The 2,256-nt window shown below is 35.0% G+C and carries 1 protein-coding gene; it reads left to right on the top strand.

Annotated features, from left to right (window positions below):
* Positions 1-566: 566 nt before the first annotated feature.
* Entirely contained in the window at positions 567-1,895 is a 1,329-nt protein-coding gene (gene mtaB, locus FPG59_RS15575; protein ID WP_086455463.1) for a tRNA (N(6)-L-threonylcarbamoyladenosine(37)-C(2))-methylthiotransferase MtaB, read from the top strand.
* Positions 1,896-2,256 lie beyond the last annotated feature (361 nt).

The following is a 2,256-nucleotide window of genomic DNA, read 5'->3' as shown; positions in this document are numbered from 1 at the left end:
GATTTTGTTTTTTCTATTAATTGTTCTTCAGTTAGTTGAGAAAAATATTTTTCAATTACCAATTTTTGCAATTCTCTTGTATGAATTGTTTCTCCATTACTTAATATTTCTAAAATAGGATTAAAAGTTTCGTGAAATTTTGGTATCTCTATATTCATTATCGTTTCTAAATGTTATTTTTTATGTGTAGTTTAGGTAATATCACTAACCACTCTAAAGGTGCAGCAAACCCTCCCCGATTTCAACCAATTGAAAATGATTAGCATGTAGCACAGTTAGTTTGCATTTACCAAATATAGAAATAATAATTTTATTACAAAAGCAATATTGTTTCTTGTTGCGTTCGTTTTGGTTTGCAACGAGTTGGTACGCGTGAGGGATAGCAGCGGTATCCTTTATTTTTTTTCTTTAAAAAAATAAAGATAGAGCGGAGAGCCCGACCCGCAGTTTACGGAGGGGCACGCCCTATTTAATAAAAATTCAATTCGGTGCAGTTTTCTCGTATTTGTTCGTAAATTTGCGCACGCTATTTTTTTGACAACGATTTCATTAGATAGCGCTTACTTATGGAAAAACGCAAAAAAGTAGCCTTTTATACTTTAGGCTGTAAACTCAATTTCTCAGAAACATCAACTATTGCACGCAATCTTCAAGACGAGGGTTTTGATCGCGTTGATTTTGAAGAAGTGGCTGATATGTATGTGATTAATACGTGTTCAGTTACTGAAAATGCCGATAAACAATTCAAACAAGTGGTGCGTAAGGCTATGAAGCTCAATGATAAAGCTTTTGTAGCTGCGGTGGGTTGTTATGCGCAACTGAAACCGGAGGAATTGGCGGCGGTGGATGGCGTAGATTTGGTGCTTGGTGCTACCGAAAAATTTAAACTAGCTGATTATATCAATGATTTGTCTAAAAATGATATGGGCGAGGTGCATTCGTGCGAGATTGCCGAAGCTGATTTTTATGTAGGCAGTTATTCTATAGGCGATAGAACGCGCGCGTTCTTGAAAGTTCAGGATGGTTGCGATTATAAATGTACCTATTGCACGATTCCGCTGGCGAGAGGAATTTCTAGAAGTGATGAGTTAGAAAATGTATTGAAAAATGCAGCTGAAATTTCGAAACAAGGCATTAAAGAAATCGTACTTACTGGCGTAAATATTGGCGATTACGGTAAAGGGGAATTTGGAAATAAAAAACACGAACATACTTTTCTGGAATTGGTTCAGGCTTTGGATGAAGTAGACGGTATTGAGCGTTTACGAATTTCGTCTATTGAACCGAATTTATTGAAAAACGAAACGATTGAATTTGTGTCGAAAAGCAGGACTTTTGTACCGCATTTTCATATTCCGTTGCAATCTGGGAGTAATGATATTTTGAAGTTAATGAAGCGTCGTTACTTGCGCGAGGTATACACAGAGCGCGTTAGTAAAATTCGCGAGGTGATGCCACATGCGTGTATAGGTGTGGATGTCATTGTAGGTTTTCCGGGTGAAACGGATGAGCATTTTCTGGAAACGTATCATTTTTTGAATGATTTGGATATTTCGTACTTGCATGTATTTACGTATTCGGAGCGTGATAATACCGAAGCTGCTGCTATGAGTGGCATTGTTCCGGCAAATGTGCGTGCGAAACGCAGTAAGATGTTACGCGGATTATCAGTGAAAAAACGCCGTGCTTTTTATGAAAGTCAATTGGGAACGCAACGTAAAGTGTTGTTTGAAAGCGAAAATAAGGAAGGTTACATTCACGGATTTACTGAGAATTACGTAAAAGTAAAAACGCCTTGGAATCCGGAATTGGTGAATACGCTACACGATATCAACTTGACTAGAATTGATGAGGATGGCAGTGTGCGTATGGATTTTGTATCTGTGTTGGTTTAGGTTTTAAACATATAAGTCATTTAAGTAAAACAATTTTAAACCATTAAGTAAGTTAAGTTAATTAAGGTTTACGCTTAATTTTCTTCATTTTCTTAATGGTTTTTTGTTTTTAACATATAAGTCATTGAAGTAAAACAATTTTAAACCATTTAGTGAGTTAAGTTTATTAAGTATTTCGCTTAATTTTCTTCATTTTCTTAATGGTTTTTATTTTAGATGAGGTTAGCTGCAGTTTCAATTTAAACCATTAAGTAAGTTAAGTTTATTAAGTTTTAGCTTTGATTTTCTTCATTTTCTTAATGGTTTTTATGTTTTAAACATGTAAGTCATTTAAGTAAAACATTTTTATAAACCATTAAGT

It is taken from the genome of Flavobacterium sp. FPG59 (genome assembly GCF_002150205.1).
Lineage (GTDB): Bacteria > Bacteroidota > Bacteroidia > Flavobacteriales > Flavobacteriaceae > Flavobacterium.
This window is presented reverse-complemented; position numbering and strand designations above follow the sequence as displayed.